The organism is Dapis hubbardiae BLCC-M172, assembly GCF_050016015.1.
Lineage (GTDB): Bacteria > Cyanobacteriota > Cyanobacteriia > Cyanobacteriales > Microcoleaceae > Trichodesmium.
Genome location: NZ_JBNHEQ010000040.1, coordinates 11,465 through 17,399, shown reverse-complemented (window position 1 = coordinate 17,399; position 5,935 = coordinate 11,465). Strand labels below are relative to the sequence as shown.

Here is a 5,935-nt window from a genome sequence, read left to right as displayed (position 1 = left end):
TTTTTTTGAGTAGGTAGGGGTTTGGTCTCCAAATTAATTAAGGAAGAAGTAAGAAGGAAGAAATATTGAAAAAAAGAAATAAATTGGATAAGATTTTTTCAAGTAGCTCTAATTGAGATAGATTTTTTCTGGCATTCTTTATTTTGTAATTGGTGTTAATTGAATGAAAAAAAATCAGTAGTAAGATTTTTTTCAGTAGGTAGGGGTTTGGTCTCCAAACCGCTTTTTACAGGATTTAATATCCCTTAATAGCTAACAGGCAAGATGCCTATGTTACTTTAAATATTTTTGGGAAATAACTAACAGGCAATATACCTAAATACCTTACTGTGTAAGGATGTTGAATGCAACCTCCCTACTTATCAATGACTTTAACAATATCTCCATCTTTCAAATAACCTCCACCTGCTACTACTACTTTATTACCTAACTCTAAACCATTTTTTACTTCAATTTTTGCATTAGCTAAATCGCTATTTTTACTCAAAATTTCTCCTACTTCTACAGGTACGGCTTTAACTTGATTATTATTTTGCAAAACATAAACAATAGACTGACCATCTGCTTGAGGTAATACGGCTTTTGCTGGAATTTTTAATCCTTGATTTGTGGCAGTTGTAATTGTTGCTCTGAAAAACATTCCTGGTCGTAATAAGTTACTATTAGGTAGGTCTATTTTTACAGTTGCTTCGCGAGTTTGTTCATTAACTAATGGTGCTATTTCTCTCACTATTCCTGACATTTTTATCCGACTATCTGCATCTGATGTGATTTGAACTTTTGTACCTATTTTAACTTGTGGTAATTGAGTTTCTGGCACTTCTAATTGTAGTTCTAATTGATTGTCTTTAATAATTGAAAACAACATTTTATTACTAGAAGTTACATCACCAACACGAGCTATCCGTTCGGCTATTATACCATTTGCGGGTGCTTTGAGTAAAGTCTGTGCTAGCTGAGTTTGTCTCTCTTCTAGACGAGCTTCGTCGCTGCTAACATTTGCTATAGCGCTGTCAATATTTGATAATGCACTTTCGACTTCTGCTCTAGCACTACTTACATTAGCTTTGGCGCTATTAACTTTGGCTTCTGCACTCCTTAGTTGTGCCATTGAACTACTGAGACTTGCTTCTGCACTTTCTACTCTCGCTTCTGCACTGCTAACGTTTGAGTTGGCAATATCAACTTTGGCTTTGGCGCTACTAACGTTAGCATCAGCAATATCAATTTTGGCTTTAGCACTATTAATATTAGCATCAGCAATATCGACTTTAGCTTTAGCACTATTAATATTAGCTTCAGCAACTCGCACTCCTTCTCTAGAAGTTTTCACTGTAGTGCTACGAGTTTCTAATTCTTGAGAAGAAATAACACCCTCCGCTCTCAGGGTTTGATATCTTTCAAAATCTCTCATTGCCTGTTCTTTATTAGCTTTAGCTTCTGCTAATTTTGCTTCAGTTTGGGCAACAGATGCTAGAGCATCATTACGACTTGCTTGGGTTTGTTTAAGAGCAGCAACGGCATCATCCCGACTTGCTTGAGCTTGTTTAAGAGCAGCAACGGCATCATCCCGACTTGCTTTTGTTTGCTTTAAACCAGCGATCGCCTCATCTCTACCAGCTTTGGCTTGAGCTATAGCAGCTTTGACTCCATCGCGATCGGCAATTGCTTGTTCCCAAGCAGCAGTTGCTTGCTCTACTCCTACTTTTGTTTTACTGTGAGCAGCTCTTCTTTGCTCTACTTGACTTCTAGCAGATGCTACTTGAGATTTTGCCTGGTTAATTTGTGATTTTAAAACGGAGTCATCTAAGATTGCCATTACTTGGCCTTGAGTAACTTTTTCTCCTTCATCTACTAAGACTTGTTGAATTTGCAAGCCATTTGCTTGTGGTAAGACTGGTAATAGATCGAAGGCAACAACACTACCTGTAGCATCAAGGGTGCGTTCTACTGTTGCTAATTCTACGTTGGCTACTGTTACACTCATGGTGGGAGTCAAGTTTGTCTCGACTGGAGCTGTAGTAGTTTGTGTTGAATTGGTATTACTTTCTGTATTTTGCTTTGGTTTGGAAAGTAGCTGCATACTTATCACACTAGCAACTATACCAATGGCAATACCAATAATTAATCCTTTCCATCCTCCTCTCTTTTTTTGAGCAGGAAATTCTTTGGTATCATTAATCTTCTCCTCATCTTCTTGTGCTTGAGAATAGAATACCGGGCCATCTACCTGATAAATTTCGACTTGGTTACAATCATCTAGACGATCGCTCTGTTGCTTTTTTATGATATTTTCTGGTATATTAACTTGTTTCAATTTACTTACCTCTATCTACACTTAACATTGTAAAGAAAAATTATAATTTTGTTATATTTATTAAAATTACATAGTAATTTGTATAGAACTCTTACCGAAATATTGTGGTTTAAAGCCTCCCCTTGGATAGGGGATAATAAATAAAAATTTTCCTGTTCGTCAATCCTCTTCTTTTCAAAGAGAGGTAATTCGCGCATTCTTAATCCTTGAATAACTCTGGTCTGGTGTACTTAATTACCTTGACTATTACAAACTAGAGAAAAAATGAAATAAAAAATTAACAAATAACTCAAACAACTACAATAAAAATGAAACCTAAAAAAAGATCGAAATTAGTCAAGTAAAAAATATGTTTAATGCTACTGAAATACTAATTAGTTCATTTGTGGAAAAAATTAAGGAAGGCTACCATCGGACTTATGGTGGTTATAAGTCTAATTACGAAGAAATTATTGGTTGGGCAGGAAATATGGCACTAGAAAATATTGCCAATAGTGATGCACTTTACCATAATGTGGAGCATACTATTTTAGTGACTCTTGTAGGCCAAGAAATTCTCAGAGGAAAACATATTCGAGAAGGAGGAGTGGCCTGCGAAGATTGGTTACACTATATTATTTCCTTAGTTTGCCATGATATTGGATATGTAAAAGGAGTTTGTCGGGAAGATAAAAAAGGTTGGTACGCTACAGGTAGGGGAGATGAAATGGTTAATTTGCCTTTAGGTTGTACTGATGCTAGTTTAACTCCTTATCATGTGGATAGAGCAAAATTATTTGTTAATGAAAGATTTGGTGGTCATAAACTGATTGATGCAGAAATAATTAAAGAAAATATTGAATTAACTCGCTTTCCTGTTCCGAAAGAATCAGATCATCAAGATACTATTAATTATCCAGGTTTAGTCCGGGCAGCAGATTTAATAGGTCAATTAAGTGACCCCCGTTATCTGAAGAAAATAGGTTATTTATTTTATGAATTTGAAGAGACTGGTTTTAACCAAAAGGTAGGGTATAAAAATCCTAGCGATCTGCTTGATAATTATCCCCAGTTTTTTTGGCAAGGGGTTCATCCTTATATAGAAAAAGCTTTGAAATATTTATCACTAACACAGCAAGGTAAGCAAGTAATTGCTAATCTTTACTCAAATGTATTTGTCGTGGAGCATGACTCTTCTCAAAAGATTGGCGCTTAATTCAGTTATCAGTTAGCCTCTTGCAGAGGAACTGCGTTAACAGTTCTTAGTACCTCCTGAAATAGGTAGGCTTGAAAACTATAATTTTATTTTTCATCTCCTTCATATCGGAGGCTATTGACCTTATTTATTGGTCATAATTAATAGATTCAATACCATCTTTTAAGGTCAAGTTGCTTCGCGAAAATTCAAAATTATCAATTATCAATTCGCTCATTATTACCTCTTGCTGTTTGCGCAGCATTCCGTAGGAAACCAATAAGCTTGAAATAAGGAAGATGTTTTTGTTTTTTTTCACTCTCTAAAGAACTAGGCTTGTATCCTTAATTAAACAATTAATAAATTAAGGAAGGAGCAAAAATATTTTAACTTTGAATTTTAAATTTTGAATTCAAAAAATCGTCATAAATTATCTTTTTTAAAATTCAATTATTATATATTAATTACTTCAAAACACAAATTCTTTATAGGTAAATAGTTTGATTTTGTTGCATATATCTGCTCTAGTAAAGTGGACTTAGTATGATATAAAATCCGGTTATACAGTAATTGCACTTAATTACTTTCTATGAATACAAATTTTCTTGAATACAAATTATAAAATTGTGTTAGTTCCAATCTTTTCTTTCTCCTGACTCCTGACTCCTAGAGTGATACGATCACTAATTATACCAATTCCCATGCATTATTGCTATACTTTGGGGATACTTCAGTTATTAACTAATCAGCAGGGCGCAGAATCATTTTTTTGCTAATTTTAGCACTTTTTAATGTTAATTATTCTTATTTGTGCTACTCCCGTACGGACGTTGCACAGGCAAAAATGCGTTTTCCGTTCCGGAATGCTCCGCTTTCCATGTTGCGCAGCAAAACGTCCCTACACTCCCCTACTCCCCTACTCTGAAATAGATAAAGTTTTTAAGAAATGGTATTACCCGGATTTTATATGAGTGCTAAATATACAAATAATTTTGCTTATGAATATTATATTTTCACCTGTTCAACGGTTTTTAATTACATGGCTTTTATTATTAGTGGCAGGGTGGTTTACTATTGGGGCAATAAGTTATATAGGTGAAATAGTTAGTATCTTAATTACTGCAGGATTAGTAGCATTTTTGTTAAACTATCCAGTGGCTAAATTACAAATATTTTTACCTCGAAGTTTGGCAGCAGGTTTAGTATATTTAATGGCTGCTTTAATAGTTTTAGTTATTGGTCTAACTATTGTACCACCAGTCTTTAATCAAGCTCGACAATTGTGGTTGAATTTTCCAGATTTGTTAGAGTCTGCAAGATTACAATTGACTGAATTTCAAGCCTGGAGTGAACTTAATAATTTACCCTTCGATGTGGGAATTTTGCAACAGCAACTATCAGCAAAAGCTCAAGAAGAAATACAGGCGATCGCTGCTACAAGTTTTGGTTTAGTATTAGGAACGGTTAACTGGTTTTTCGACTTAATCTTAATCTTAGTAATCTCTTTTTATATGCTCTTAGATGGAGAAAGAGTGTGGGATAATCTTACCAGTATTATTGCTCCAAAAGTACGAGATGTATTTACACAATCCTTAGAAGGTAATCTTCAAAGTTTTGTTTCTGGGCAGTTGCTATTGGGGTTATTTATGGCAACTACTTTATCTATAGCTTTTTGGTTTTTAGGAGTTCCATATTTCCTATTATTTGCAGTATTTATAGGTGCAATGGAATTAATTCCATTTATTGGAGCAACTTTGGGCATTGGTACTGTAGGTATTATCGTAGCATTTATAGATTGGTGGTTGACATTAAAAGTATTAATAGTAGCGATCGCTATGCAGCAAGTTAAAGATAATATAGTTGCTCCTAGAATCATGGGGAATTTAACCGGACTTAGCCCTGTAATTATTTTTGCGGCATTACTATTAGGTGGTAAAATAGGAGGACTATTAGGAGTAATATTGGCAATTCCTTTAACTGGAGTTTTGAAAAGTATTGTGGAAGTTGTGTTAAATCCTAAATTACCACCTCAAACTGGTTCTTTTTTTTATAATCCTCTGGATGAAGATGGGGAGATGAGGGGATGGGGAGAAGGAGAGATTGAATATTGAACTTAATAGATAAGGTTTATTCAAAAAAGCAGAGTTTGGGGAGGATTGGGAGCTATAAAGATAGAATTATAAATATATATTGTATAGTTAGTATTTTAAATGATTCATAAATATCTAGAGTGCTGAAAGAGTCACTAAATAAGTAGATTTAGTTTACATCTCAAAAAAGATACTATATAAAATGACTATACATAATCTCAAAAATATCTAGAGTGCTGAAAGAGTAACTAAATAAGTAGATTTAGTTTACATCTCAAAAAAGATACTATATAAAATAGCTATACATAATCTCAAAAATATCTAGAGTGCTGAAAGAGTAACTAAATAAGTAGA

At 34.1% G+C, this 5,935-nt stretch carries 3 protein-coding genes; 2 read left to right on the top strand and 1 reads right to left on the bottom strand.

The window, feature by feature from the left end; genetic code table 11:
- Positions 1-355 precede the first annotated feature (355 nt).
- Positions 356-2,317 (bottom strand): efflux RND transporter periplasmic adaptor subunit, encoded by a 1,962-nt coding sequence (locus tag ACP6PK_RS04430; protein WP_426558105.1) that lies wholly within the window; start codon positions 2,315-2,317, stop codon positions 356-358.
- Between the two features lie 349 nt (positions 2,318-2,666).
- Between ACP6PK_RS04430 and ACP6PK_RS04425 the strand changes: the two genes are divergently transcribed.
- Entirely contained in the window at positions 2,667-3,512 is an 846-nt protein-coding gene (locus ACP6PK_RS04425) for an Npun_R2479 family HD domain-containing metalloprotein (RefSeq protein WP_426558103.1), read from the top strand.
- A gap of 977 nt (positions 3,513-4,489) precedes the next feature.
- A complete protein-coding gene (locus ACP6PK_RS04420) occupies positions 4,490-5,602 on the top strand; it encodes an AI-2E family transporter (protein WP_426558101.1) in 1,113 nt (370 codons plus the stop codon).
- Positions 5,603-5,935 lie beyond the last annotated feature (333 nt).

What these genes read in the sequence shown, in the direction of transcription:
- ACP6PK_RS04425 (WP_426558103.1), top strand. Translation starts at nt 2,667, where the DNA reads ATGTTTAATGCTACTGAAATACTAATTAGTTCATTTGTGGAAAAAATT.
- ACP6PK_RS04420 (WP_426558101.1), top strand. Translation starts at nt 4,490, where the DNA reads ATGAATATTATATTTTCACCTGTTCAACGGTTTTTAATTACATGGCTT.